Here is a 24,979-nt window from a genome sequence, read left to right on the forward strand (position 1 = left end):
GTCCGATCACTTCAGATAGGCGATCGCCTCGTCGTAAACGGCGCGGCTTCCTGCCGCGATGATGCTGCCGCCCGCTTCGGGCCGTCCGCCCTCCCAAGTGGTGACAATGCCACCGGCCTGCTCGATGATCGGGATCAGGGCCCCGACATCATAGGGCTTCAGGTTGTTTTCGATGACGAGATCGACATGGCCTGCGGCAAGCAGCACATAGGCATAGCAATCAAGGCCATAGCGGAACAGCTGCACCTTGTCTTCCACCGCCTTGTATCGCGCCAGGGCGTCGTCTTCGAAGATATGCGGCGAGGTGGTGAACAGCGTTGCGTTTGCGAGCGTGCCGCAATCGCGCGTGCGGATCTGCCGCTCGCCGTCGGGACCGCGATACCAGGCGGCCGTGCCATCGGCATAATAGCGCTCGCCGGTAAACGGCTGGTCCATCATCCCCATCACGGCCCGGCCCCCGGCATAAAGACCGATCAGTGTACCCCAGGACGGAAGGCCCGAGATGAAGGCGCGGGTTCCGTCGATCGGATCGATCACCCAGACATGCTCGCGGTCCAGGCCTATGGATTCATGCTCCTCGCCGAGAATCCCATGGTCGGGGAAGCGGGCGGTGACGAGATCGCGAATGGCGGTTTCGGCGGCGCGGTCGGCCTCCGTGACCGGATCGAACCCGCCCGCCAGCTTGTTGGCAACCAGGGTGCCGGTGCGAAAACGCGGCAGGGTCTGTTGGCGGGCGGCATCGGCCAGGGCATCGAAGAAAGCGCGATCAGGCAACATGAAATATCCCGTGCTTGAGAGGGTGCCTGTCTTTCTACCCGATCGGTCGACCGGGGCAAGCCGATCCTGCAAAATGCTCTATGCCTCAAGTTTAATCACAGGCAATAATTGCTTGACAAATGAGCATAGCTTTCGTAACGTCGTGATCGCAGTCTTTTGACTGTAAATACCCTCCTTGGGTGTTTCCTCCCTAGACTTAGCCGCGCCCGTAGGCGCGGTTTTTTTTGACCTGCACACGGCCGCATGCAGGCGCGAGAGCGCCAACCACATTGCACGCAGGATAAAATACAGGAGGGGCCGCTATTCCGCGGCGAGCGCCATGTCGGCACTGAAGCCGACGGAAAATTCCACCATCTGGCGCATGAAGGTGGAGAGTGCACCGGCAATCAGGTCAAAATCCGGCCGCCGCTGCAGCGTGACCTCATCGACATAGAGCGCGCGATTGACCTCGATCTGGAGCGCGTGCAGGCCCCGCACGGGGCGTCCGTAATGCTCGGTGATAAATCCGCCCGCATAGGGCTTGTTGCGCACGGCGTGAAATCCCATGTCTTCCAGGAAATGCAGCGCGGCCCGCGACAGGTCGGCGGAAGCGCTGGTGCCGTAGCGATCGCCGATGATGAAGTCCGGGCGCACATTCGAGCCGGCAACCCGGATGGTTCCCGGCATGGAATGGCAATCGATGAGGATGGCGAGACCGAAACGGGCATGGGTGCGCGCAATCAGGCGCCGCAGGCAGGCATGGTAAGGCTTGTAGATCGTCTCGATCCGCGACAGGGCCTCGTCCACCGAGAGCCTGCGCGCATAAATCTCCATGTTCTCCGCCACGATGCGCGGCACGGTGCCGAGCCCGCCGGCGACCCGCATCGAGCCGATATTGGCGTAGGACGGCAGCGCGCCGTCAAACATGCGCGGATCAAGCTCATAGGGCTCGCGGTTCACATCGAGATATGCACGGGGAAAATTGGCCACCAGAAAGGGCGCGCCGAGGGCCGTGGCATCGGCAAACAACTCATCGACATAGTGATCCTCCGACCGGCGGATGCCGATCTGGTCGAGACGCGATGCCTTGAGAAATTCTGCCGGATACTGGCGCCCGCTATGGGGAGAGTTGAACACGAAGGGAATGATCTGCGTGTCAGGCTCGCGCACCTCGAAGGGGTCAAAATCGCCCGTCACCCAATCCATGCCCTTTACCATGCCGTGAACTTGTCTTAACCGCCATGTTGCCAGTTGCCCGCTGTGAAGTCCATACTATCTACACCCACTGCCGCGGGCGTTGCCGCCTTGCGCATTCACAGGTTTTTTACTGCGGCTGCGTAGGGTGCGGATCCTTTCGAACCATGAGAAACCACAAACGGTCCTGATGATGCAAAAAATCCTTCTCGCCGAAGATGATAACGATATGCGCCGTTTCCTGGTGAAGGCGCTGGAAAAGGCCGGCTACAAGGTGGCGTCCTTCGACAATGGCGCAAGCGCCTATGACCGGCTGCGCGAAGAGCCCTTTTCGCTGCTGCTGACCGATATCGTCATGCCCGAAATGGACGGCATCGAACTGGCACGCCGCGCCACCGAACTCGATCCTGACCTCAAGGTCATGTTCATCACCGGCTTTGCTGCCGTGGCGCTGAATTCCGATTCGAAGGCCCCCAAGGACGCCAAGGTGCTTTCCAAGCCCTTCCACCTGCGCGATCTGGTGGACGAAGTGAACAAGCTTCTGGCTGCCTGAGCCGGGATTCCGGGCTTCCGGAAGCGACTGTCAAAAAACAGTCACGACCGGTGAAAAAAGCGGTTGACGGGCCGAGCCTGTTATGGTCTATGCCGCGTCACGGAAGGGCGTGTAGCTCAGCGGGAGAGCACTACGTTGACATCGTAGGGGTCACAGGTTCAATCCCTGTCACGCCCACCATTCCATTCTAAACGTTGAGAAATCCGCTTCGGCGGATTTTTCCGTTTTAGGGCTCTGGCGACAGATTTTGCGCGTCACCTGCCCTCTTTCAAAGGCTTGCCGTGCCGATGACGAAAGCCGCCGCGACGGCCTCTGATGCCACCCCTTGCGCGCCGGCGTCCGCAACTTATCCACAGCCTCGACACGAGTGAAGCTCAGCCAAAACCGGTCGGGGATGAATTCCCCGAGGCGCCCCCTATCTCCCTGTGGACAACACCAGCCATGGGAGAAAGACGATGGGACTTTTCGACAGCCTGATGGGTCACGGATCGAAAGTCGATCCAGCCGATCTTAACAAGCGCCTCGATGGCGTGCTGATCGACGGCGAGGCGCCGCAGCTCGCCTTCCGCATCGTGCGCGATTTTTTTGTCTTCACCCAGCACCGGCTGATCCTCGTCGATATCCAGGGCATGACGGGCAGCAAGGTGAGCTATACCAGCGTGCCCTACCGGGCCATCACGCGCTTTGCCGTGGAAACCGCCGGGACCTTCGATCTCGATTCGGACTTGAAGATCTGGGTTTCGGGAAGCGCCACGCCGATCGAACGCACGCTCGGCAAGGGCAGCGATGTGCGCGGCATTCAGCGCGCGCTGGCAACCGGCGTCTGCCGCTAGCGCATCGGCGCGAAGACCAGAGCCATTATTGCCAAGCATGAAGCATAGGCAGTGCAACAAGCGCCGTGCTCCGCCCCGATGAATGGGCAATGCCTCCTCTTGCTTGCGCCAAGCGCAAGCCTGCAGCCGTCTCAAGCCACAGGTGGGTGTGCTTCGGTGTTGCTTGCGAATACCTCTTCACATTTTCGTTAACAGCTTTTCGGCCTGAAACCTCCTGCCCCTCTCGTGGTTGTTCTTCCGTACAGTCTACCACGTGGAGGAGAACATGCAGAAATTCATGAATGTACTGCTGGTAACAGCAGCCTTTGCTAGCCCTATACCGTATCAGGCTTTCGCCCAGGATATTGGTGTATCAGTGGGCGGCATCAGCGCCGGCGTCGATGTCAACACCAGCAACGGGCTGGGGGTCGGTGCCGATGCGTCCATCGGCGGCAGTTCCGGCATCAATGCGGGTGCTGACGCCAATGTGGGAGGAGGAAGCGTTGCGGGCGCGGACGTGAATGCGTCGGTCGGCGGAGCCAATGGCGTGAACGCCGACGCGAATGCCAATGTCGGCGGCGGCCGCGGCATCGATGCCGGCGCCACGGCCTCCATCGGCGGCAGCCGCGGCGTCAATGCCGATGTCGGCCTTGGTGTCGGCGGCGGACGCGGTGTCGGCGTGGGCGCCAATGTCGGCATCGGCGGCACCTCGCCCGGCGGCATTCCTGGCGGTCCCGGCAGCAATCCCGGCACTGGCAACCCCGGCAATCCCGGTAACCCCGGCAGCCTGACGCCGGCGCAGATGCAGACACTGCGCAACATGTCGGGCGACGAACGCCGGCAGATGATGGTGCGTTGCGCCACGATCAGCTCGCAAAGCTATGATGCGGCGCTCGTCAACCTCTGCCGCCTGCTGCGCCAGAGCGCATCGCGCTGAGCAACCCCTTCCAGGTTCTACAATCAGGCAGCACAAAAGGCGGGCCCCTCGAGGACCCGCCTTCTTGCTTCACGTCACATACCAGACCGGATGACCGTTCCGACGCGCGGCCTACCAGCGCGGCGGCGGACCCCAGTCTCCCCGGGGCGGGCCCCAATGGCTGTAATGCGGTGGCGGACGGTAACGCGGCGGCGGCGGGCCCCAGCCCCAATCGGGCGGTGGCGGGCGATAATAGCGCCGCGGCGGCGGCCCGCGACGCGGCACGCAATCACCCCAGCGGTTCAAACGCCACCCGGGCCCGCAGGCATAATCCACCTGCTGGATGAGGCGCGATGGCGCGACCTGCGGCGCCTCCGGGCTGAATGCGCGGGGTACGGGCTGGGCAAGACTGGCGCCAGCGCCAGCAAGGGTCAGGGCTGCGGCAAGGAAAAAAGACTTCATGGTCGTGTACCTCGTGTCAAGCGACGGGGACAGAATTGAGCGCGACAGCTGAATGTCGGCTGAATCGTCCGTTCATCCGCCAGAGGCTTTTCAAGACCGGCACCCGGGCAAAATTTTGCAGGATCGACAAAATATTCTGGAAATTTCTGCTTTCACCGCCTCGAATTCGACGAAAATTGCCTAGCTATGACATCAACCGCGACATCTGTCCCTGCCTGTGGCCTGAAGAGCCAAGACGGGAGGCGCAAAGGACCTGGCCGCGGAAAACCGTTTGCCGTGCGACCGACAAGCCCATCAGGAGGGCGTGCTGCCCGATGAAGACGCTCTCCATTGCCTCACCGCTGCGACTGGGCCAGACCTGGATCAAGCTTGCCAAGAAAAAGGCCTTTGCCCGCGGCAGTGAGATCGGCCTGGTACTCGCCGCGGTGCTGATCGGCCTTGCGGCGGGAACCGCCGTCAGCGGCATGAGCTTCCTGTCGCGCAGCCTGCACAGCCTGATTTTCGGCATCACCATCGACGACTGGCTGAGTTCGTCCACCATCGAAAACCAGCTGGTGGTGCTGGTGGCGCCGATTATCGGCGGCATTCTGCTCGGGCTGGTGCTCTATATCCTCGCCCGACGGCGCAAGCGCGCCATCGTCGACCCGATCGAGGCCAACGCGCTCTATGGCGGACGCATCTCGCTCACCGACAGCATCATCGTTGCCGGCCAGAACCTCATCTCCAACGGCTTCGGCGCCTCGGTGGGGCTGGAGGCAGGCTATACGCAGCTTTCGGCAGGCCTTGCCTCGAAGCTCGGCACCAAGCTCAACCTGCGCCGCGAGGATATGCGCATCCTCGTCGGCTGCGGGGCGGCCGGCGCCATTGCCGCCGCCTTCAACGCGCCGCTGACCGGCGCTTTTTATGCCTTCGAACTGATCATCGGCACCTACAGCATGGTGGCGCTTGCTCCCGTCGTCGTCGCCGCCATTATCGCAACCTTTGCGGCGCGGGCCTTTTCCGGCAACAGTTTCATCATCGAGGTGGGGGAGATTGGCGTCATCACCCCGGCCGATTACGTTCCGGCCATCGTGCTCGGAGCCATCTGCGCCGGTGTCGGCATTCTCATCATGCAGGGCGTCGCCTTTGTCGAGGAACTGGCGCGTAAAAGCTCGCTGCCGCCTTATGTGCGCCCGGCGCTCGGCGGCATCGTCGTCGGGCTTCTCGCCATGATCACGCCACAGGTTCTGTCTGCCGGCCACGGCGCGCTGCATCTCAACCTCGACAGCGAGGCGCCGGCCAAGATCCTCATCGGCATCCTGCTGCTGAAATCGCTCGCCTCCGCGGTGTCGATCGGCTCGGGGTTCCGCGGCGGCCTGTTCTTCGCTTCGCTGTTCATGGGCTCGCTGATCGGCAAGATTTTCGGCACGCCGGCCGATTTCATCACCACGGGCACGCTGACACCGACCGTGCTTGCGGTGGTCGGCATGAGCTCGCTTGCCGTTGCCATCATCGGCGGGCCGCTCACCATGACGTTTCTGGCGCTTGAAATCACCGCCGACTTTCCAATCACCGCGCTGGTTCTGGCCGCCGTCATCACCTCGTCGCTCGTGGTGCGCACCACCTTCGGCTATTCCTTTGCCACCTGGCGTTTTCACCTGCGCGGGGAGAGCATCCGCAGTGCCCATGATGTCGGCTGGATCCGAAACCTCACCGTCGAAAAGCTGATGCGCGCCGATGTGAAATGCGCAAAGCTTGGCGTGCCGCTCGCGGAGTTTCGCGAGGCCTTTCCGCTGGGCTCGGCCAAGCGCGTCATCCTGCTCGACGACCAGGACCGCTATGCAGGCATGATTTCCCTGCCCGACATCTATGCCGAAGAGGCGGAAACCGCCCGGCCGCGCACGCAGCTTGCCGATTTCGTCAGCCACCAGAACGATTTCCTGCTGCCGCAGATGAACGCCAAGCAGGCCGCCGAAATTTTTGACCATGCCCGTGCCGAAGCGCTGCCGGTGATCAGCAACCTGATCGACCGGCGGGTAGTCGGCCAGCTCAGCGAAGCTCATACGCTGCGCCGCTACAGCGAAGAACTGGATCGGCGCCGCCGCGAGGCTGTGGGCGAAGTCTGACACCTCCGCCCCATCACGCACCGCGCTCCCTGAGTTGCGCCCCCTGCCGCAGCGCAAATAAAAAAGGCACCGGATTGCTCCGGTGCCCGTTCGTCATGAAAAGTCTTGGGTAAGAAGGCTTATGCAGCGCTCTTGGCGTAGTCAGCCGTCGGCACTTCGGCAATCGTCTTCAGAACGATGGAGGCGATCTGGTAGGGGTCGCCCTGCGAGTTCGGGCGGCGGTCTTCGAGGTAGCCGCGGTAGTCGTTCTTGACGAAGGAGTGCGGAACGCGGATCGAGGCACCACGGTCAGCAACGCCGTAGGAGAACTTGTTCCACGGAGCCGTCTCGTGCTTGCCGGTCAGGCGCAGATGGTTGTCCGGACCGTAAACGTCGATGTGCTCCTTCCAGTTCTTCGCGAACGCTGCCATGAGCGCTTCGAAGTACTCCTTGCCGCCAACTTCGCGCATGAAGGTGGTGGAGAAGTTGCAATGCATGCCCGAACCGTTCCAGTCGGTGTCGCCGAGCGGCTTGCAATGGAACTCGACATCGATGCCGTACTGTTCGCAAAGACGCAGCAGCAGGTAGCGTGCGATCCAGATCTGGTCGGCGGCCTTCTTGGAGCCCTTGCCGAAAATCTGGAATTCCCACTGGCCCTTGGCCACTTCGGCATTGATGCCTTCGTGGTTGATGCCGGCAGCAAGGCAGAGATCCAGGTGCTCTTCAACGATTTCGCGGGCAACCGAACCGACGTTCTTGAAGCCGACGCCGGTGTAGTACGGGCCCTGCGGAGCCGGGTAGCCCTGTTCCGGGAAGCCGAGCGGGCGGCCGTTTTCGTAGAAGAAATATTCCTGTTCGAAGCCGAACCAGGCGCCTTCGTCGTCGAGGATCGTGGCGCGGCTGTTGGACGGATGCGGCGTGACGCCATCGGGCATCATGACTTCGCACATGACCAGCGCACCATTGGTGCGGGCCGGATCGGGATAGATGGCGACGGGCTTCAGGACGCAATCGGAGCTATGACCTTCGGCCTGCATGGTGGACGAGCCGTCAAAACCCCAGAGCGGCAGCTGCTCAAGCGTCGGGAATTCGTCGAATTCCTTGATCTGCGTCTTGCCGCGAAGATTGGCGACCGGCTTGTAACCATCGAGCCAAATATACTCGAGCTTGTATTTCGTCATAGTCATCTCTCGTTTCTATGCTGCGAGGTGTGAGCACATCCCGCGCCAGGGCACCGCATCATGGGCGCCACCGCCGGGACTGCCAGTGGAAATGCATAATGCGTGCCAGTTGGAAGCAGAGCCGCTAGCGCTGCCCATTTCTCACCGCATCCGACAGTCCAGCCCGCGGCGGTGACTGCCATCACGTAGCGCCCTCAACACCGCTTGGAGGGAACCGGATGAGGCTTCGTGTGTTGAGGGGGGAGGATCGCCAAGCACGGCTCCACCCACGCCCCCTCATTCCTTAGCCCTCACTTATCGCAGTTGCCAAATGCGTAGATTCTGGGCATAATGCATAAAATTAGACCACCAAAAAGATGCAAAAGAATGCATCGTGATCGAAATTTAGGCAAATAAGCCTCCTGGAATGGAAGAATGAACGAAGGATAAGACCATGGCCACCGCAATCGAACCCACCACTGCGCAGATCATCCCCTTCCCCGCTGGCGGCATCCGCCGGCTGCGCGAGCGCGCACCGCGTGTCGAGGTTCAGAAGCAGGCAGAAGTGGTGCGTCATACCGACCTCGCCTTTGGCGGGAGCTGGTATCACGAAGAAGCGATCAGCGGATCCGACAAGCCCGTCAAGCCGCACGCGTGAGCGCATCTGCACACAAGACAGGCAGAACAGCGCAAATATTAGGCTAAAGCCTCCTCAATGGGCAATTGGGGAGGTGCGGCGGCTGCAAGCCGCCTCTCAGCCTGGAACACGCGCCTCATATTGCGGCAGCCCGAAACATAAAAGGGCAGAAAATCAAGCTCTTCCGCAGAACGAGCGACAGATTTCGCCGCCGCATCATGGTAAAATGTCGCCCTCCACACCGCTCTTGTCCGGATCACCTTCCGGTCTGCTTGCGCATGCCGTCGCACTTTTCCGGATATGCGTGGAAGCGCCTTGCTTTCTTCTCCTGCATTGCACAAACTCTGGGCCTTCATGCGCGCCGGGTCCATTTGAGGGAACCCGACAAGGAGTTCCATGTCGATCAAGGCCAGTATCTATCACCTGACTCATTACAAATATGACAGGCCCGTTCGCCTTGGGCCGCAGATCATTCGACTGAAGCCGGCCGCGCATTCCAGAACGCGCGTCATCAGCCATTCGCTGAAAGTCTCGCCGTCGAACCATTTCGTGAACCTGCAACAGGACCCTTACGGCAATTACCTTGCCCGCTACGTCTTCCCGGAACCGGTGACGGAACTGAAGATCGAGGTGGATCTCGTCGCCGACATGACGGTCTACAATCCGTTCGACTTCTTCGTGGAGGAGGAAGCCACCCGTTGGCCCTTCGATTATCCGCAGGATCTCATCGAAGATCTGTCGATCTATCGCAAGCCGGAAGAGCCCGGGCCGCTGCTGTCGGCGTTCATGAAGACGGTGGACTGGTCGCCGGACCAACCGACCGTCGACATGGTGGTCGGCCTCAACGCGCGCCTGCAACGCGATATCGGCTATGTCATCCGCATGGAACCCGGCGTCCAGACGCCCGAGCAGACGCTGCAGACGGCGCGCGGATCGTGCCGCGATACCAGCTGGCTTCTCGTGCAGGTGCTGCGCCACCTGGGCTTTGCCGCCCGTTTCGTTTCCGGCTACCTGATCCAGCTGACGCCGGACCTGAAGGCGCTCGACGGCCCGTCCGGCACGGAGGTGGATTTCACCGACCTGCATGCCTGGGCGGAAGTCTATCTGCCGGGCGCCGGCTGGATCGGGCTCGATCCGACGTCGGGGCTTCTCACCGGCGAAAGCCATATCCCGCTGGCCGCCACCCCGCATTATCGCAACGCCGCGCCGATTTCCGGCGGTTATTTCGGCGAGGCTGAAACCTCTTTCGAATTCGACATGCGCGTGACGCGCGTGGCCGAGCATCCGCGCATCACAAAACCGTTTTCCGAGGAAAGCTGGCAGGCGCTCGATGCCTTGGGCCGCAAGGTGGACAAGGTGCTGGCCACCGAAGACGTGCGGCTCACCATGGGCGGCGAGCCGACTTTCGTGTCGATCGACGATTTCCAGTCGGACGAGTGGAATACGGCAGCCGTCGGGCCGACCAAGCGCGACAAGGCCGATATCCTCATCCGCAAGCTGCGAGAACGTTTTGCGCCGGGCGGCTTCCTGCATTACGGCCAGGGCAAGTGGTATCCGGGCGAAAGCCTGCCGCGCTGGACCTTTTCGCTCTACTGGCGCCGCGACGAAAAGCCGATCTGGCGCGATGCCAGCCTGATTGCGGAGGAAGGCGAGGACTACAAGGTCACCGAAGCGGATGCCGGGCGTTTGCTGACCGCCATTGCCGGCGAACTGGACATTACGCCCGACATGGTGGTGCCGGCCTTCGAGGATCCGGGCGAATGGATTTTGCGGGAGGCAAACCTTCCCGACAATGTCGATCCGGCCAATTCCAAGCTGAAGGACCCGGAAGAGCGCAACCGCCTGGCGCGCGTGTTCGAGCGCGGGCTTACAAGGCCGTCCGGCTATGTGCTGCCCGTGCAGGCCTGGAACAGCCGGGCAAGCGGCATGCGCTGGGTGAGCGAAAAATGGCGCACGCGCCGCGGCCGCATCTTTCTGGTGCCCGGCGACAGCCCCGTCGGCTACCGCCTGCCGCTCAACTCGCTGCCCTATATCCCGCCGTCGCAATACCCCTATATCAACCCGATGGACCCGACGATCGAGCGCACGCCGCTGCCGGATTTCCATGAGGAGCCAGCCGCTTCCCAGATCAAGGAGCGCAAGCTTTCGGCAGCGCATTTCGAGCCGACGGCCGAAAATTCGCAGCCGCAGCAGCGGGTGAGCGAGGAAATCATCGGTTTCGTGCGCACGGCCATCAGCGTGGAAGCGCGCGACGGGCGGCTCTGCGTGTTCATGCCGCCGACCGTCAGCATCGAGGAATATCTCGATCTGATCGCGTCTGCCGAACGCGCTGCAACCCAGCTTGGCCTTGCCGTCCACATTGAAGGCTATGCGCCGCCGCACGACGAGCGGCTGAACGTCATTCGCGTCGCGCCCGATCCGGGCGTCATCGAGGTCAACATCCACCCGGCCTCCAGCTGGCAGGACTGCGTCGACATCACGACCGCCATCTATGAGGAAGCCCGCCAGAGCCGGCTCGGCGCCGACAAGTTCATGATCGACGGGCGCCATACCGGCACCGGCGGCGGCAACCATGTGGTGGTCGGCGGCGCCAATCCAAATGACAGCCCGTTCCTGCGCCGGCCGGACCTGTTGAAAAGCCTGGTCCTGCACTGGCAGCGCCATCCGGCGCTCTCCTACCTGTTCTCCGGCCTGTTCATCGGCCCGACCAGCCAGGCGCCGCGCATCGACGAGGCGCGCCACGACAGCCTCTACGAGCTGGAAATCGCGCTGGCCCAGGTGCCGGCGCCGGGCGAAGGCCTGCCGCCCCTGCCCTGGCTGGTGGACCGCCTGTTCCGCAACCTCCTGACCGACGTCACCGGCAATACCCACCGGTCGGAAATCTGCATCGACAAGCTGTTTTCGCCGGATGGACCGACGGGACGGCTTGGGCTTGTGGAATTCCGTGGTTTCGAAATGCCGCCGAATGCGCGCATGTCGCTTGCCCAGCAGTTGCTGGTGCGCGCGCTGATTGCCCGCTTCTGGAAAAACCCGCTGCAAGGCTCCTTCGTGCGCTGGGGAACGGCGCTTGCCGACCGCTTCATGCTGCCGCACTACGTCTGGGCCGATTTCATGGACGTGCTTGCAGACCTTCGGGAACATGGTTTCGACTTCCGCCCCGAATGGTTTGCCGCACAGCTGGAATTCCGTTTCCCCTTCTTCGGCGAGGTGGAATACGAGGGCGTGAAGCTGGAACTGCGCCAGGCGCTGGAACCGTGGCACGTGATGGGCGAACAGGGGGCCATCGGCGGCACCGTGCGCTATGTGGATTCCTCGGTCGAGCGCCTGCAGGTCAAGCTGCAGACGGACAATCCGGAGCGCTACCGCGTCACCTGCAACGGCCGCGCCGTGCCGCTTGCCGCAACCGGCCGTTCCGGCGTGTCGGTTGCCGGCGTGCGCTTCAAGGCCTGGCAGCCGGCAGCCGGCCTGCATCCGGTCCTGCCGGTCAACACGCCGCTCACCTTCGATATCTACGACACCTGGTCCAGCCGCTCGATCGGCGGCTGCGTCTACCACGTGGCGCATCCCGGCGGGCGCAATTACGAGACTTTCCCCGTCAATGGCAACGAGGCGGAGGCCCGCAGGCTTGCGCGCTTCGAGCCATGGGGGCATACGGCTGGCCGTTACGACGTGGCGCCGGAGCGAGTCTCGCCGGAATTTCCGCTGACGCTCGACATGCGTCGGCCGATAGGAGTGTGATGTGGGAGTGATCCGGGCCGGCGATCTGAAGGCGCAAGACGAGGCGATCGGGGAAGACCCGATCCTCGGCTACCGCGCGCTGCCCGGCGTTTCCGACGAAATGCTCGACCGCGACGGTGAAATCCGTCCGGTCTGGCAGCACATGATCGATGCGCTCGGCCGCCTGTCGGAGGCCGAACTGCACGAGCGCTTTGCCCGTGCCGATCGTTATCTGCGCGATGCCGGCGTGTTCTACCGCGCCTATGGCGCCAAGGGCAGCGGCGAGCGCAGCTGGCCGATCTCGCATGTGCCGGTGCTGATCGACGGCAAGGAATGGGAAAAGGTCTCCGCCGGCCTGATCCAGCGCGCTGATCTCATGGAAAAGATCGTCGCCGACATTTATGGCGACAACACGCTGGTGCGCGATGGCATTCTGCCGCCGGCGCTTGTTGCCAACAATCCGGAATTTTTACGGCCACTGGTCGGCGTGAAGCCGGCCAATGGCCATTACCTGCATTTCTGTTCCTTCGAAATCGGCCGCGGGCCGGATGGCAACTGGTGGGTGCTGGCCGACCGCACGCAGGCGCCCTCCGGCGCCGGTTTTGCGCTGGAAAACCGCGTGGCGACCACGCGCGCCTTTTCCGACATCTATGGCGAAACCCATGTCCATCGTCTGGCCTCCTTCTTCGGTGCCTTCCGCAACGCGCTGCAGGCCCACAAGAAGAGCCCGGATGATCGGATTGCGGTCCTGACGCCCGGTCCCGCCAACGAGACCTATTTCGAGCACGCCTATATCGCCCGCTATCTCGGCTTCATGCTGCTGGAAGGCGAGGACCTGACTGTCGTCAACGACAAGGTGATGGTGCGCACCGTTGCCGGCCTGAAGCCCGTCGGCGTGCTCTGGCGCCGTCTCGATGCCGCCTATGCCGACCCGCTGGAACTCAACCAGTTCTCGCATATCGGCACGCCGGGCCTGGTGCAGGCGCTGCGTGCCGGTTCCGTCTCCATCGTCAATGCGCTCGGCTCGGGCATCCTGGAAACGCGCGCGCTTCTCGCCTTCACCCCGACCATCTGTCATCACCTGCTGAACGAGGAACTGCTGCTGCCGTCCATCGCCACCTGGTGGTGCGGACAGAAGGCGGAGCGTCAGCATGTCGCCGACAATATCGGCCGCATGGTGATCGGCCCTGCCTATTCGCGCCTGCCCTTCTTCGATGACAGCGGCCAGTCGGTGCTCGGCGCCACGCGCAAGAACGCCAAGCAATCCGTCGAGGAATGGCTGGCAGCCGAGGGAAGCCGGCTCGTGGGCCAGGAAGTGGTGACCCTGTCGACAACGCCGGCCTATGTCGATGGAAAGCTCACACCGCGGCCGATGTCGCTGCGTGTCTTTGCGGCGCGCACCGAAAACGGCTGGCAGATCATGCCGGGCGGCTTTGCACGCATCGGTTCCGGCGCGGATGTCGCCGCCATTGCCATGCAGGCCGGCGGCACAGCGGCCGACGTGTGGATCGTCTCCGACAAGCCCGTCGAGCGCCAGACGCTGTTGCCGCCGGAAGAAAGCTTCTCGCGCAACATGCCCGGCAGCCTGCCGAGCCGTGCCGCCGACAACCTGTTCTGGCTCGGCCGCTATATCGAGCGGGCGGAAGGGGCGCTGCGCATCCTGCGCGCCTGGCACATGCGCTATGCGGAAGCCGCCGATCCCGAGCAGCCTCTGCTCGCCGATGTGACGCGCTACCTCAAGGGCATCGACATGGACATGGCCAAGGCCGTGCCGGAGCCCCTGATCCGCAACATCGACAGCGCCATCTATTCGGCAAGCAATATCCGCGACCGCTTTTCGCCCGACGGCTGGCTGGCGCTCAACGATCTCGCCAAGACCGCCAAGCGTTTTCACGAGGCGGTGCAGGCCGGCGATGATGCCGCGCATGCCATGACGGTGCTGTTGCGCAAGCTCGCCGGCTTTGCCGGTCTTGTGCATGAAAACATGTATCGCTTCACGGGCTGGCGCTTCCTGTCCATCGGCCGCTATCTGGAACGCGGCCTGCACATGACGCGGCTTCTCGGCCATATGTCCGGGCCGGATGCGCCGGATGGTTCGCTCGACATGCTGTTGGAAATCGGCGACAGCGTGATGACCCATCGCCGGCGGTATAATGTCAATACGGCGCGCCTCACCGTGACCGATCTTCTGGCGCTTGATCCGCTCAACCCCCGTTCCGTGCTCTTCCAGCTGAACGAGATCCGCACGGAAGTCGAGCAATTGCCGCATCCCTACGGCACGGGCCAGATGTCGGCGCTCGACCGGGAAGCCATGCGCCTGCATTCCGGCCTTGCGGTGATGACGCCGGAAGGCATGAGTGCCGATATCTACAGCAAGCTGGAGAGCGAGATGGAAAAGCTTTCCGATCTCATCGGCCAGACCTATTTCGGATAATCCATGCTTTACGATCTGTCGCTGCACATGGGCTATCACTACGAGGCGCCTGCCTCCGGCGCACGGCACATGCTGCGCCTCATGCCGCTATCGCTCACCGACCGGCAACGGCTGATCGCGGGTTCCCTCACCGTCTCGCCGACGGCCGACGAGCGCAGCACGTTTACCGATTTCTTCGGTCAGCAGACCACCTCCATCCTGTTTCGCGCCCCGCATGAACGCCTCGACATCCGCATGCAGGCGCGCGTTCAGGTGGATAGCGTCCCCCTGACAGCCGACCTTTCGCCGCAACTGCCGAAACTGCATCAGGAACTGGCCGATCTTCTGTCGGTCGATGCCGCTTCGCCGCATCATCTGTCGGGCGCCAGCCCGCTTCTGCCGGACGTGCCCGACATCGCCGCCTATGCGCGCGAGGTGCTGAAGCCCGGGCAGACGGTGCGCGAAATCGCCACCGCCCTTTGCGCCCGCATCCACAAGGACTTCAAATACGACCCCGACGCCACCACCGTCGATACGACGCCGCGCGAAGGGTTCCGGCTGAAGCGCGGCGTCTGCCAGGATTTTTCCCATATCATGATCGTGGCGCTGCGCAGCCTTGGCATTCCCTCCGGCTATGTCAGCGGTTTTCTGCGCACACTGCCGCCGCCCGGCAAGGAGCGGCTGGAGGGCGCCGATGCCATGCATGCCTGGGTGCGCGTCTGGTGCGGCAAGGCCGCCGGTTATATCGAGCTTGATCCGACCAACAACATTCCCGCCAGCAGCGACCATATCGTCGTCGGCTACGGGCGGGACTATGCCGACGTGGCACCGGTGATCGGCGTGGTCAAGACCTATGGCCGGCACAAGACCGAGCAGGCGGTGGACGTCATTCCGGTCAAGGGGTGAGCGAACCGTCGCCCGAAGGACGGCTGCACGACATCCTCTCAAGACCGGTCTCCGGGGCAAACGACCCGGTGAGGCCACCTGCGCTTATCTTTTTTTCTCAGGATGTTGAGGGGTTTCCGGGCCGCTTTGCGACGAACGCCAAGAACATCGCAGAGGATGATTGCAAGTGCCTGCCAACGATGCATAAACTGTGTTCCGACACCATGGCGGATTGTGCGCTAGAACCATCCCTCCTCGTTTCAAAAAGCAAAGTTGGGCGACCTCATGAACAACAGCGTTTCCCCGGTAGATATCCCGCAGCCGGCCCCCCGCAGCTCGAACCCGGAGATCATGGCCGAAGAAATCATCGAGCGCCTGACCTACCGCATCGGCAAGGACGCCAAGGTTGCAAAGCCGCATGACTGGCTGACGGCCACCATTCTGGTGGTGCGCGACCGCATCATCGACCGCTGGATGGAATCCACCCGCAAGGTCTATGCCACCGGCGACAAGCGCGTCTATTATCTATCGCTGGAGTTCCTGATCGGTCGCCTGATGCGCGATGCGGTGAGCAATCTCGGTCTGATGGAAGAGATTACCGATGCCCTGACCTCGCTCGGCGTCGACATCAACGTGATTGCCGGGCTCGAGCCGGATGCGGCGCTCGGCAATGGCGGCCTCGGGCGCCTGGCGGCCTGTTTCATGGAGAGCATGGCAACCGTCGAAATCCCGGCCTATGGCTATGGCATCCGCTATGTCCACGGCCTGTTCCGCCAGCAGATGGCCGATGGCTGGCAGGTGGAGCTGCCGGAAACCTGGCTTGCCCACGGCAACCCCTGGGAATTCGAACGCCGCGAAAGCTCCTATGAGATCGGCTATGGCGGATCGGTGGAGAGCGTCGGCGGTTACGACGAGGCCCCCCGCTATGTGTGGAAACCGGCCGAGCGCGTCATTGCCATGGCCTATGACACGCCGATCGTCGGCTGGCGCGGCAAGCGCGTCAACACGCTGCGCCTGTGGTCGGCACAGCCGATCGACCCGATCCTGCTTGATGCCTTCAATGCCGGCGACCATATCGGGGCACTGCGCGAAAGCAACAAGGCCGAGGCGCTGACGCGCGTCCTCTATCCGGCAGACGCCAATCCGGCCGGCCAGGAACTGCGCCTGCGCCAGGAATATTTCTTCTCGTCGGCCTCGCTGCAGGACATCCTGCGCCGCCACCTGCAGCAATATCCCGATTTCACCAACCTGCATGAAAAAGTGTCGATCCAGCTCAACGACACGCATCCGGCCGTTTCGATTGCCGAACTCATCCGCCTTCTCGTCGACGTGCACGGCATGGACATGGACGAGGCCTGGGAGATTACCCGCCAGACCTTCTCCTACACCAACCACACGCTTCTGCCGGAAGCGCTGGAAAGCTGGCCGGTGCCGCTGTTCGAGCGCCTGCTGCCGCGCCTGATGCAGATCGTCTATGCGATCAACACCAAGATCCTGCTCGACGCGCGCAAGGAGAAGAAGTTCAGCGACAGCCAGATCCGCTCGATCTCGCTGATCGATGAAAACGGCGACCGGCGCGTGCGCATGGGCAATCTTGCCTTTGTCGGCTCGCACTCCATCAACGGCGTCTCGGCGCTGCATACCGACCTGATGAAGGAAACGGTGTTTGCCGACCTGCATGCGCTTTATCCCAAGCGCATCAACAACAAGACCAACGGCATTACCCCGCGCCGCTGGCTGATGCAGTGCAATCCGGGCCTTACCAGTCTCATCCGCGAAGCGATCGGCGACAGTTTCGAGGACGACACGCAAGCCCTGAAGGCGCTTGATGCCTTTGCCGACGACAAGAGCTTCCAGGAAAAGTTCGCCGCCGTGAAGCGCGCCAACAAGGTGAAGCTTGCCAATCTGGTCGGCAGCCGCATGGGAATCCGGCTCGATCCGTCGGCCATGTTCGACATCCAGATCAAGCGCATCCACGAATACAAGCGCCAGCTTCTCAACATCGTGGAAGCCGTGGCGCTCTACGACCAGATCCGCTCGCATCCCGAGCTGGACTGGGTTCCGCGCGTCAAACTGTTCGCCGGCAAGGCGGCGCCGAGCTATCACAATGCCAAGCTGATCATCAAGCTTGCCAATGACGTGGCGCGCGTGATCAACAACGACCCGGCCGTGCGCGGCCTGCTGAAGGTCGTCTTCGTGCCGAACTACAATGTGACGCTTGCCGAAACCATCGTGCCGGCCGCCGACCTCTCCGAACAGATCTCGACGGCCGGCATGGAAGCCTCCGGCACCGGCAATATGAAGTTTGCGCTGAACGGCGCGCTGACCATCGGCACGCTCGATGGGGCGAATGTCGAAATGCGCGATCATGTCGGCGCCGACAATATCGTGATCTTCGGCATGACGGCCGAGGAAGTGGCACGCGTGCGCGCCGACGGCCATGAGCCACGCGCCATCATCGCGGCCTCGCGCGAGCTGTCGCAGGCGCTGGCCGCCATCGCATCCGGCGTGTTTTCACCGGACGACCGCTCCCGTTTTGCCGAACTGATCGACGGCATCTACAATCACGACTGGTTCCTGGTGGCGGGCGATTTTGATTCCTATGCCAATGCTCAGCGGCAGGTGGACCAGATCTGGACCGACCAGACGCTCTGGTACAGCAAGACAATCCGCAACACCGCCCGCATGGGCTGGTTCTCCTCGGATCGGACCATCCGCCAATATGCGACGGAGATCTGGAGAGCCTGATGAACCAGACGCCCATCCCCCTCGGCAAGGACGCAGCTGGCACCACTGAACTTCCCCTTCCCGAGATCGAGGCGATCATCCGCGGTTCCCACGGCAATCCGTTTTCGGTTCTCGGCACGCACAAGATCGGCAGCGGCGTGATCGCCCGCTGCTTCATTCCCGGCGCAGAAGCCGTCACGGCCCTGGCGCTTGATGGAACCGAAATCGGTGAACTGACCCAGCGTCACGTCGATGGCTTTTTCGAAGGCCGTGTCGCGATTGCGGCTCCGCGCGCCATCCGCTACCGCGCACGGCGCGGCGACGTGGAATGGGCGCTGACCGACCCCTATAGTTTCGGGCCGGTGCTTGGCCCGATGGACGACTATTTTCTGCGCGAGGGCTCGCATCTGCGGCTCTTCGACAAGATGGGCGCACATCCGCTGAAGCATGAGGGCGTGGACGGTTTTCACTTCGCCGTCTGGGCGCCGAATGCCTCGCGCGTCTCGGTCGTTGGGGATTTCAACGCCTGGGACGGACGACGCCATGTGATGCGGCTTCGCATCGATACCGGCATATGGGAAATCTTTGCGCCGGACGTGCGCCCCGGCGCCACCTACAAGTTCGAAATCATCGGCAAGACCGGCGAGGTGCTGCCGCTGAAGGCCGATCCTTACGCGCGCCGCGCCGAGCTTCGTCCGCAGACAGCCTCCATTGCGGCACCCGAACTCGTGCAGAAATGGGAAGACGCCGCTCACCGCGACTTCTGGGCCAAGGCCGATCACCGCCGTCAGCCGATCTCCATCTATGAGGTCCACGCCGGATCCTGGAAACGCCGCGCCGACGGCACGTTCCTGAGCTGGGACGAACTGGCCGCCGACCTCATCCCTTACGTGGTCGACATGGGCTTTACCCATATCGAATTCCTGCCGATCACCGAACATCCCTATGACCCGTCCTGGGGTTACCAGACGACCGGGCTTTATGCGCCGAGCGCCCGCTTCGGCGAGCCGGAAGGCTTTGCCCGCTTCGTCAACGGCTGCCACAAGGTCGGCGTCGGCGTCATCCTCGACTGGGTGCCGGCGCATTTCCCGACCGACGCCCACGGGCTTCGCGAATTCGACGGCACCGCGCTTTACGAGCACGCCGATCCGCGCCAGGGCTTTCACCCCGACTGGAACACGGCGATCTACAATTTCGGTCGTCTGGAAGTGCTGGCCTATCTCGTCAACAATGCGCTCTACTGGTCGGAGAAATTCCATCTCGACGGGCTGCGGGTCGATGCGGTCGCCTCGATGCTGTACCTCGATTATTCGCGCAAGGACGGCGAATGGGTGCCCAACGAATATGGCGGGCGGGAAAATCTTGAGACGGTGCGCTTCCTGCAGAAGCTCAACACGGTGAGCTATGCCGCCCATCCCGGCGTCATGACCATTGCCGAGGAAAGCACCTCCTGGCCGAAAGTGTCGCATCCGGTGCATGAAGGCGGGCTCGGCTTCGGCTTCAAGTGGAACATGGGCTTCATGCACGACACGCTGAGCTACCTGAAGCGGGAGCCCGTGCATCGCAAGCATCACCACAACGAGCTGACCTTCGGCCTGCTCTACGGCTTTTCGGAAAACTTCGTGCTGCCCCTCAGCCATGATGAGGTGGTGCACGGCAAGGGTTCGCTGATTGCCAAAATGGCCGGCGACGACTGGCAGAAGTTTGCCAACCTTCGGGCCTATTACGGTTTCATGTGGGGCTATCCGGGCAAGAAGCTTCTGTTCATGGGCCAGGAATTTGCCCAGTGGAGCGAATGGAGCGAGGCGCGGTCTCTTGACTGGAACCTGCTGCATTATCACCCGCACGAGGGCGTTCGCCGGCTGGTGCGCGATCTCAACTTCACCTACCGGTCGAAAAAAGCGCTGCACCAGCGCGACTGCGAACCGGAAGGCTTCGAGTGGCTGATTGCCGACGATTCGGAAAACTCTGTCTATGCGTGGCTGCGCAAGGCGCCCGGTGAAAAGCCGGTGGCGGTGATCACCAATTTCACGCCGGTGCTGCGTGAAAACTACCGCGTGCCGCTGCCGAGCGCCGGCCGCTGGCGCGAAGTCTTGAATACCGATGCGGAAATCTATGGCGGCAGCGGCAAGGGCAATGGCGGGCGGGTGCAGGCGGTTTCGGCCGGCGGCGTCATCCATGCGGAAGTCACATTGCCGCCGCTTGCCACCATCATGCTGGAACCGGAAAACTAAAAGCCAGGCACATCAGGGAGGGATATCAATGACCACGAAACGTGTACAGCCGCTGGCACGCGATGCCATGGCCTATGTGTTGGCCGGCGGCCGGGGGAGCCGCCTGAAGGAACTGACGGACCGGCGCGCCAAGCCTGCCGTCTATTTTGGCGGCAAGGCCCGCATCATCGATTTTGCCCTCTCCAACGCCCTGAATTCCGGTATCCGCCGCATCGGCGTTGCCACCCAGTACAAGGCGCATTCGCTGATCCGCCACCTGCAGCGCGGCTGGGACTTTTTTCGCCCGGAGCGGAATGAGAGCTTTGACATCCTGCCGGCGTCGCAGCGCGTGTCCGAGACGCAGTGGTACGAAGGCACGGCAGATGCCGTGTTCCAGAACATCGACATCATCGAGCCCTATAACCCGGAATATATGGTGATCCTCGCCGGTGACCATATCTACAAGATGGACTACGAGCTGATGCTGCAGCAGCACGTGGATTCCGGCGCGGACGTCACCATCGGCTGCCTGGAAGTGCCGCGCATGGAAGCGACCGGCTTCGGCGTCATGCATGTGGATGCCAAGGACCAGATCATCGCCTTCGTGGAAAAGCCGGCCGATCCGCCGGGCATGCCCGACCGCCCGGATTTTGCGCTCGCCTCCATGGGCATCTACGTCTTCCACACGAAATTCCTGATGGAATGCCTGCGCCGGGATGCGGCGGATCCCAATTCCAGCCGCGATTTCGGCAAGGATATCATTCCGTGGATCGTCGCGAACGGCAAGGCGGTGGCGCACCGCTTCAACGAATCCTGCGTGCGCTCGGATTTCGAAAAGCAGGCCTACTGGCGCGACGTCGGCACGATCGACGCCTATTGGCAGGCCAATATCGATTTGACCGGCATCGTTCCGGAGCTCGATATCTACGACAAGTCCTGGCCGATCTGGACCTATGCGGAGATCACGCCGCCGGCAAAATTCGTCCATGACGACGAAAACCGCCGCGGCTCGGCCGTCTCCTCCGTGGTGTCGGGCGATTGCATCATCTCCGGCTCCTCTCTCTACAATTCGCTGCTGTTTACCGGCGTGCGGGCCAATTCCTATTCGCGCCTCGAAGGGGCAGTGGTGCTGCCCAATGTGCGCATCGGCCGGCGCGCGCAGCTTCGCAATGTCGTCATCGATGCCGGTGTAACCATTCCCGAAGGTCTGGTGGTCGGCGAAGAGGCCGAACTCGATGCAAAGCGGTTCCGCCGCAGCGAGAACGGCATCTGCCTGATCACGCAGGCGATGATCGACAAGCTGGACCTCTCGGGCGGATAACGGAGACACAATGAAGGTTCTTTCGGTTGCTTCCGAAATCTATCCGCTGATCAAGACCGGAGGGCTCGCCGACGTGGCGGGCGCTCTGCCGCTTGCGCTGAAACCCCAGGGGATTAAGACCAGGACGCTGGTACCCGGCTATCCCGCAGTGATGGCCGCACTTGGGGAAACGACAGCCCTCATGGACTTCGAGGATCTGTTGGGCGCTTCCGCACAGGTGCTTGAAGCAACCGTTGCCGGGCTCGATCTGCTGGTCCTGGATGCCCCTGCCCTTTTCGATCGGGCAGGCGGGCCCTATCTCGACACCGATGGCAAGGATTATGCAGACAACTGGCGCCGCTTTGCAGCGCTCTCCAAGGCCGGCGCCGAGATTGCCGCGGGCGCCATTGCCGGCTGGCAGCCGGACCTTGTGCATGTCCATGACTGGCAGGCCGGCCTGCTTCCCGCCTATCTGCTTTATGGCGACAAGCCGGCGATCCCCAGCGTCATGACCATTCACAACATCGCCTTCCAGGGTAATTTTTCGGCCGGCATCTTTCCCGAACTCGGGTTGCCGGCCCATGCCTTTGCCGTGGAGGGCATCGAATATTACGGCATGGTCGGATATCTGAAGGCCGGCATCCAGACCGCCTGGGCCATCAGCACCGTCAGCCCTTCCTATGCGGAGGAAATCCTCACCCCCGAATTCGGCATGGGGCTGGAGGGGCTGCTCAGCCGGCGCACGCTCGACCTTCACGGCATCGTCAACGGCATCGACACGGATGTCTGGGATCCGGCCATCGACCCTCTCATCCACAGCGACTACTCGGCCGCCGACACCTCGGCAAGGATTGCCAACAAACGGGCGCTGGAGGCACAGTTCGGGCTTCACGAGGATGACGATCCGCTGTTCTGCGTCATTTCGCGTCTGACCTGGCAAAAGGGCATGGATCTGGTGGCGGACGCCGTGGATGAACTGGTGGCGCTCGGCGGCAAGCTTGCCGTGCTCGGCTCGGGTGACGCAACGCTGGTTGCGGCCCTTCGCGAAGCTGCTGCCCGCCATCCCGGCCGCGTCGCCATTACCGTCGGATATAATGAGCCGCTGTCGCACCTGATGCAGGCCGGCTCCGACGCCATTCTCATCCCCTCGCGCTTCGAGCCCTGCGGCCTCACCCAGCTTTACGGCCTGCGCTATGGCTGCGTGCCCGTGGTGTCGCGCACCGGGGGCCTCAACGACACCGTCATCGACGCCAATCCGGCAGCGCTTGCCAGCGGCAGCGCCACCGGTATCTCCTTCGGCCCTGTCACGCTCGACGGGTTGAAGCGCGCCATCCGCCGCACCATAAGGCTCTACCGGGAGCCCGAAACCTGGGCCGGCCTCCAGACGCAGGGCATGCAGAGCGATGTCTCCTGGGACAAGAGTGCCGCCCTTTACGCCAAACTGTATTCCAGCCTTCTACCGAAAGGTTCGCATTGATGATCAAGACCGTTTCCACCACGCCCTACAAGGACCAGAAGCCCGGCACGTCCGGCCTTCGCAAGAAGGTCCCGGTTTTCGCGCAGGAAAATTATGCCGAAAACTTCATCCAGTCGATTTTCGACAGCCTGGAAGGCTTTGAGGGCAAGACGCTGGTGATTGGCGGCGACGGCCGGTATTACAACCGCGAAGTCATCCAGAAGGCGCTGAAAATGGCCGCGGCCGCCGGTTTCGGCAAGGTGATGGTTGGCAAGGGCGGCATCCTGTCGACGCCGGCCGCCTCCCATATCATCCGCAAATACGGCGCCTTCGGCGGCATCGTCCTGTCAGCCAGCCACAATCCCGGCGGTCCGACCGAAGATTTCGGCATCAAGTACAATATCGGCAATGGCGGACCGGCGCCGGAAAAGATCACCGATGCGATCTTTGCCCGCACCCAGGTCATCGACAGCTACAAGACGCTCGACGTCGCCGATATCGATCTCGACGGGATCGGCAGCTTTGATCTGGCCGGCATGGTGGTCGAAGTCATCGATCCGGTGACCGATTATGCCGATCTCATGGAAACGCTCTTCGACTTTGCCGCCATCCGCGATCTCATTGCCTCCGGCTTCCGCGTGGTCATCGATTCGATGAGTGCCGTGACCGGCCCCTATGCCGTCGAAATCCTTGAAAAGCGTCTGGGTGCTGCCAAGGGCTCTGTGCGCAATGAAATTCCGCTGCCGGATTTCGGCCACCACCACCCGGACCCGAACCTCGTTCACGCCAAGGCCCTCTATGACGACGTCATGAGCTCCGAGGGCCCCGATTTCGGCGCCGCATCCGATGGCGACGGCGACCGCAACATGGTGGTCGGCAAGGGCATGTTCGTGACCCCGTCGGACAGCCTTGCCGTTATTGCCGCCAATGCGACGCTGGCGCCCGGCTATGCCGGCGGTATTGCCGGGATCGCCCGCTCGATGCCGACCAGTGCGGCCGCCGACCGCGTCGCCGAAAAGCTCGGCATCGGCATGTATGAAACACCGACCGGCTGGAAATACTTCGGCAACCTGATGGATGCCGGCAAGGTGACGGTCTGCGGCGAGGAAAGCTTCGGCACCGGTTCGTCGCATGTGCGCGAAAAGGACGGTCTCTGGGCCGTGCTGTTCTGGCTGAACATCGTAGCCGCGCGCAAGGAAAGCGTGAAGGACATCGTCACCAAGCATTGGGCCGAATACGGCCGCAATTATTATTCGCGTCACGACTATGAAGAGGTCGACACGCAAGCCGCCAACGGCCTCGTTGCCAACCTGCGCGACAAGCTTGCGACGCTGCCCGGCCAGACTTTCGGCGACCTGACGGTCGAAAGCGCCGACGACTTTGCCTATCTCGATCCGGTCGATGGATCGGTCTCGAAGAACCAGGGCATCCGCATCCTGTTTAAGGGCGGCAGCCGCGTCGTGTTCCGCCTGTCGGGCACCGGCACATCGGGTGCGACGCTGCGCCTCTATGTGGAGCGTTACGAGCCCGATGCGTCGCGCCACGCCATCGAGACGCAGGCAGCCCTTGCCGACCTCATCGCCGTGGCCGACGAGATCGCCGAGATCAAGACCCGCACCGGCCGCGACGCCCCGACCGTGATCACCTGATCCACCCGCAATCGCCTTGGCTTTCCTCCCCTGCCGGAGGGAAGC

18 protein-coding genes and 1 tRNA gene are annotated in these 24,979 nt (G+C 62.5%); 14 read left to right on the forward strand and 5 right to left on the reverse strand.

The window, feature by feature from the left end; genetic code table 11:
• Window positions 1-6 precede the first annotated feature (6 nt).
• Window positions 7-777 (reverse strand): histidinol-phosphatase, encoded by a 771-nt coding sequence (hisN, locus tag ACEXP3_RS07310; RefSeq protein ID WP_377296659.1) that lies wholly within the window; start codon window positions 775-777, stop codon window positions 7-9.
• Between the two features lie 300 nt (window positions 778-1,077).
• On the reverse strand, window positions 1,078-1,962 hold the full coding sequence (locus tag ACEXP3_RS07315) for an N-formylglutamate amidohydrolase (protein WP_210105666.1): 885 nt from the start codon (window positions 1,960-1,962) through the stop codon (window positions 1,078-1,080).
• A 178-nt stretch (window positions 1,963-2,140) separates the two neighbouring features.
• Between ACEXP3_RS07315 and cpdR1 the strand changes: the two genes are divergently transcribed.
• The 4 genes from cpdR1 to ACEXP3_RS07335 all read left to right on the forward strand — a co-directional run bounded on the left by cpdR1 (window position 2,141) and on the right by ACEXP3_RS07335 (window position 4,252).
• Window positions 2,141-2,503, forward strand: a complete 363-nt coding sequence (gene cpdR1, locus ACEXP3_RS07320) for a response regulator CpdR1 (RefSeq protein WP_210105567.1) — start codon at window positions 2,141-2,143, stop codon at window positions 2,501-2,503.
• A gap of 105 nt (window positions 2,504-2,608) precedes the next feature.
• Window positions 2,609-2,683 (forward strand) — tRNA-Val (locus ACEXP3_RS07325).
• 275 nt (window positions 2,684-2,958) lie between these two features.
• Entirely contained in the window at window positions 2,959-3,336 is a 378-nt protein-coding gene (locus ACEXP3_RS07330) for a PH domain-containing protein (protein WP_377296660.1), read from the forward strand.
• 265 nt (window positions 3,337-3,601) lie between these two features.
• Complete coding sequence (locus tag ACEXP3_RS07335; protein WP_377296661.1) at window positions 3,602-4,252, forward strand: hypothetical protein; 651 nt, start codon at window positions 3,602-3,604, stop codon at window positions 4,250-4,252.
• 111 nt (window positions 4,253-4,363) lie between these two features.
• On the opposite strand, the gene ACEXP3_RS07340 is transcribed toward ACEXP3_RS07335, so the two are convergent.
• Window positions 4,364-4,693, reverse strand: a complete 330-nt coding sequence (locus ACEXP3_RS07340; protein ID WP_377296662.1) for a GCG_CRPN prefix-to-repeats domain-containing protein — start codon at window positions 4,691-4,693, stop codon at window positions 4,364-4,366.
• A gap of 314 nt (window positions 4,694-5,007) precedes the next feature.
• On the opposite strand from ACEXP3_RS07340, the gene ACEXP3_RS07345 reads away from it, so the two are divergent.
• On the forward strand, window positions 5,008-6,798 hold the full coding sequence (locus tag ACEXP3_RS07345; RefSeq protein ID WP_377296663.1) for a chloride channel protein: 1,791 nt from the start codon (window positions 5,008-5,010) through the stop codon (window positions 6,796-6,798).
• 119 nt (window positions 6,799-6,917) lie between these two features.
• Here the strand turns inward: ACEXP3_RS07345 and ACEXP3_RS07350 are convergent, their stop codons facing one another.
• Entirely contained in the window at window positions 6,918-7,958 is a 1,041-nt protein-coding gene (locus ACEXP3_RS07350) for a glutamine synthetase beta-grasp domain-containing protein (protein ID WP_377296898.1), read from the reverse strand.
• A gap of 433 nt (window positions 7,959-8,391) precedes the next feature.
• Here ACEXP3_RS07350 and ACEXP3_RS07355 point away from each other — a divergent pair, with 433 nt between their 5' ends.
• Complete coding sequence (locus tag ACEXP3_RS07355) at window positions 8,392-8,595, forward strand: DUF2735 domain-containing protein (RefSeq protein WP_210105562.1); 204 nt, start codon at window positions 8,392-8,394, stop codon at window positions 8,593-8,595.
• Window positions 8,596-8,633: 38 nt separating this feature from the next.
• Here the strand turns inward: ACEXP3_RS07355 and ACEXP3_RS07360 are convergent, their stop codons facing one another.
• On the reverse strand, window positions 8,634-8,981 hold the full coding sequence (locus ACEXP3_RS07360) for a hypothetical protein (RefSeq protein ID WP_377296665.1): 348 nt from the start codon (window positions 8,979-8,981) through the stop codon (window positions 8,634-8,636).
• Between ACEXP3_RS07360 and ACEXP3_RS07365 the strand changes: the two genes are divergently transcribed.
• The 8 genes from ACEXP3_RS07365 to ACEXP3_RS07400 all read left to right on the forward strand — a co-directional run bounded on the left by ACEXP3_RS07365 (window position 8,971) and on the right by ACEXP3_RS07400 (window position 24,934).
• Window positions 8,971-12,312: a transglutaminase family protein gene (locus tag ACEXP3_RS07365; protein WP_377296666.1), complete on the forward strand. Its 3,342-nt coding sequence runs from the start codon at window positions 8,971-8,973 to the stop codon at window positions 12,310-12,312. The two genes, ACEXP3_RS07360 and ACEXP3_RS07365, sit on opposite strands and share 11 nt — an antisense overlap.
• Window positions 12,313-12,322: 10 nt before the next feature.
• Window positions 12,323-14,725 carry a circularly permuted type 2 ATP-grasp protein gene (locus tag ACEXP3_RS07370; RefSeq protein ID WP_377296899.1) on the forward strand — a complete coding sequence of 801 codons (2,403 nt, stop codon included), beginning with the start codon at window positions 12,323-12,325 and terminating at the stop codon, window positions 14,723-14,725.
• A gap of 3 nt (window positions 14,726-14,728) precedes the next feature.
• Window positions 14,729-15,610, forward strand: coding sequence for a transglutaminase family protein (locus ACEXP3_RS07375; protein ID WP_377296667.1), 882 nt, complete (start codon window positions 14,729-14,731; stop codon window positions 15,608-15,610).
• Window positions 15,611-15,874: 264 nt separating this feature from the next.
• The gene (locus tag ACEXP3_RS07380) at window positions 15,875-18,337 is read left to right on the forward strand and encodes a glycogen/starch/alpha-glucan phosphorylase (RefSeq protein ID WP_377296668.1); all 2,463 of its coding nucleotides are present in this window, start codon (window positions 15,875-15,877) and stop codon (window positions 18,335-18,337) included.
• Entirely contained in the window at window positions 18,337-20,550 is a 2,214-nt protein-coding gene (glgB, locus tag ACEXP3_RS07385; protein WP_377296669.1) for a 1,4-alpha-glucan branching protein GlgB, read from the forward strand. Before ACEXP3_RS07380 ends, glgB begins: the two co-directional genes overlap by 1 nt.
• Window positions 20,551-20,578: 28 nt before the next feature.
• Window positions 20,579-21,850 (forward strand): glucose-1-phosphate adenylyltransferase, encoded by a 1,272-nt coding sequence (glgC, locus tag ACEXP3_RS07390; protein ID WP_377296670.1) that lies wholly within the window; start codon window positions 20,579-20,581, stop codon window positions 21,848-21,850.
• Between the two features lie 10 nt (window positions 21,851-21,860).
• Window positions 21,861-23,306, forward strand: coding sequence for a glycogen synthase GlgA (gene glgA / locus ACEXP3_RS07395; RefSeq protein ID WP_377296671.1), 1,446 nt, complete (start codon window positions 21,861-21,863; stop codon window positions 23,304-23,306).
• Entirely contained in the window at window positions 23,306-24,934 is a 1,629-nt protein-coding gene (locus tag ACEXP3_RS07400) for an alpha-D-glucose phosphate-specific phosphoglucomutase (RefSeq protein WP_377296672.1), read from the forward strand. Before glgA ends, ACEXP3_RS07400 begins: the two co-directional genes overlap by 1 nt.
• Window positions 24,935-24,979: the final 45 nt, after the last annotated feature.

The sequence above is a fragment of the Neorhizobium fuzhouense genome, assembly GCF_042611105.1.
Lineage (GTDB): Bacteria > Pseudomonadota > Alphaproteobacteria > Rhizobiales > Rhizobiaceae > Neorhizobium > Neorhizobium galegae_A.

What these genes read in the sequence shown, in the direction of transcription:
- hisN (WP_377296659.1), bottom strand. Translation starts at nt 777, where the DNA reads ATGTTGCCTGATCGCGCTTTCTTCGATGCCCTGGCCGATGCCGCCCGC.
- ACEXP3_RS07315 (WP_210105666.1), bottom strand. Translation starts at nt 1,962, where the DNA reads ATGGATTGGGTGACGGGCGATTTTGACCCCTTCGAGGTGCGCGAGCCT.
- cpdR1 (WP_210105567.1), top strand. Translation starts at nt 2,141, where the DNA reads ATGATGCAAAAAATCCTTCTCGCCGAAGATGATAACGATATGCGCCGT.
- ACEXP3_RS07330 (WP_377296660.1), top strand. Translation starts at nt 2,959, where the DNA reads ATGGGACTTTTCGACAGCCTGATGGGTCACGGATCGAAAGTCGATCCA.
- ACEXP3_RS07335 (WP_377296661.1), top strand. Translation starts at nt 3,602, where the DNA reads ATGCAGAAATTCATGAATGTACTGCTGGTAACAGCAGCCTTTGCTAGC.
- ACEXP3_RS07340 (WP_377296662.1), bottom strand. Translation starts at nt 4,693, where the DNA reads ATGAAGTCTTTTTTCCTTGCCGCAGCCCTGACCCTTGCTGGCGCTGGC.
- ACEXP3_RS07345 (WP_377296663.1), top strand. Translation starts at nt 5,008, where the DNA reads ATGAAGACGCTCTCCATTGCCTCACCGCTGCGACTGGGCCAGACCTGG.
- ACEXP3_RS07350 (WP_377296898.1), bottom strand. Translation starts at nt 7,958, where the DNA reads ATGACGAAATACAAGCTCGAGTATATTTGGCTCGATGGTTACAAGCCG.
- ACEXP3_RS07355 (WP_210105562.1), top strand. Translation starts at nt 8,392, where the DNA reads ATGGCCACCGCAATCGAACCCACCACTGCGCAGATCATCCCCTTCCCC.
- ACEXP3_RS07365 (WP_377296666.1), top strand. Translation starts at nt 8,971, where the DNA reads ATGTCGATCAAGGCCAGTATCTATCACCTGACTCATTACAAATATGAC.
- ACEXP3_RS07375 (WP_377296667.1), top strand. Translation starts at nt 14,729, where the DNA reads ATGCTTTACGATCTGTCGCTGCACATGGGCTATCACTACGAGGCGCCT.
- ACEXP3_RS07380 (WP_377296668.1), top strand. Translation starts at nt 15,875, where the DNA reads ATGAACAACAGCGTTTCCCCGGTAGATATCCCGCAGCCGGCCCCCCGC.
- glgB (WP_377296669.1), top strand. Translation starts at nt 18,337, where the DNA reads ATGAACCAGACGCCCATCCCCCTCGGCAAGGACGCAGCTGGCACCACT.
- glgC (WP_377296670.1), top strand. Translation starts at nt 20,579, where the DNA reads ATGACCACGAAACGTGTACAGCCGCTGGCACGCGATGCCATGGCCTAT.
- glgA (WP_377296671.1), top strand. Translation starts at nt 21,861, where the DNA reads ATGAAGGTTCTTTCGGTTGCTTCCGAAATCTATCCGCTGATCAAGACC.
- ACEXP3_RS07400 (WP_377296672.1), top strand. Translation starts at nt 23,306, where the DNA reads ATGATCAAGACCGTTTCCACCACGCCCTACAAGGACCAGAAGCCCGGC.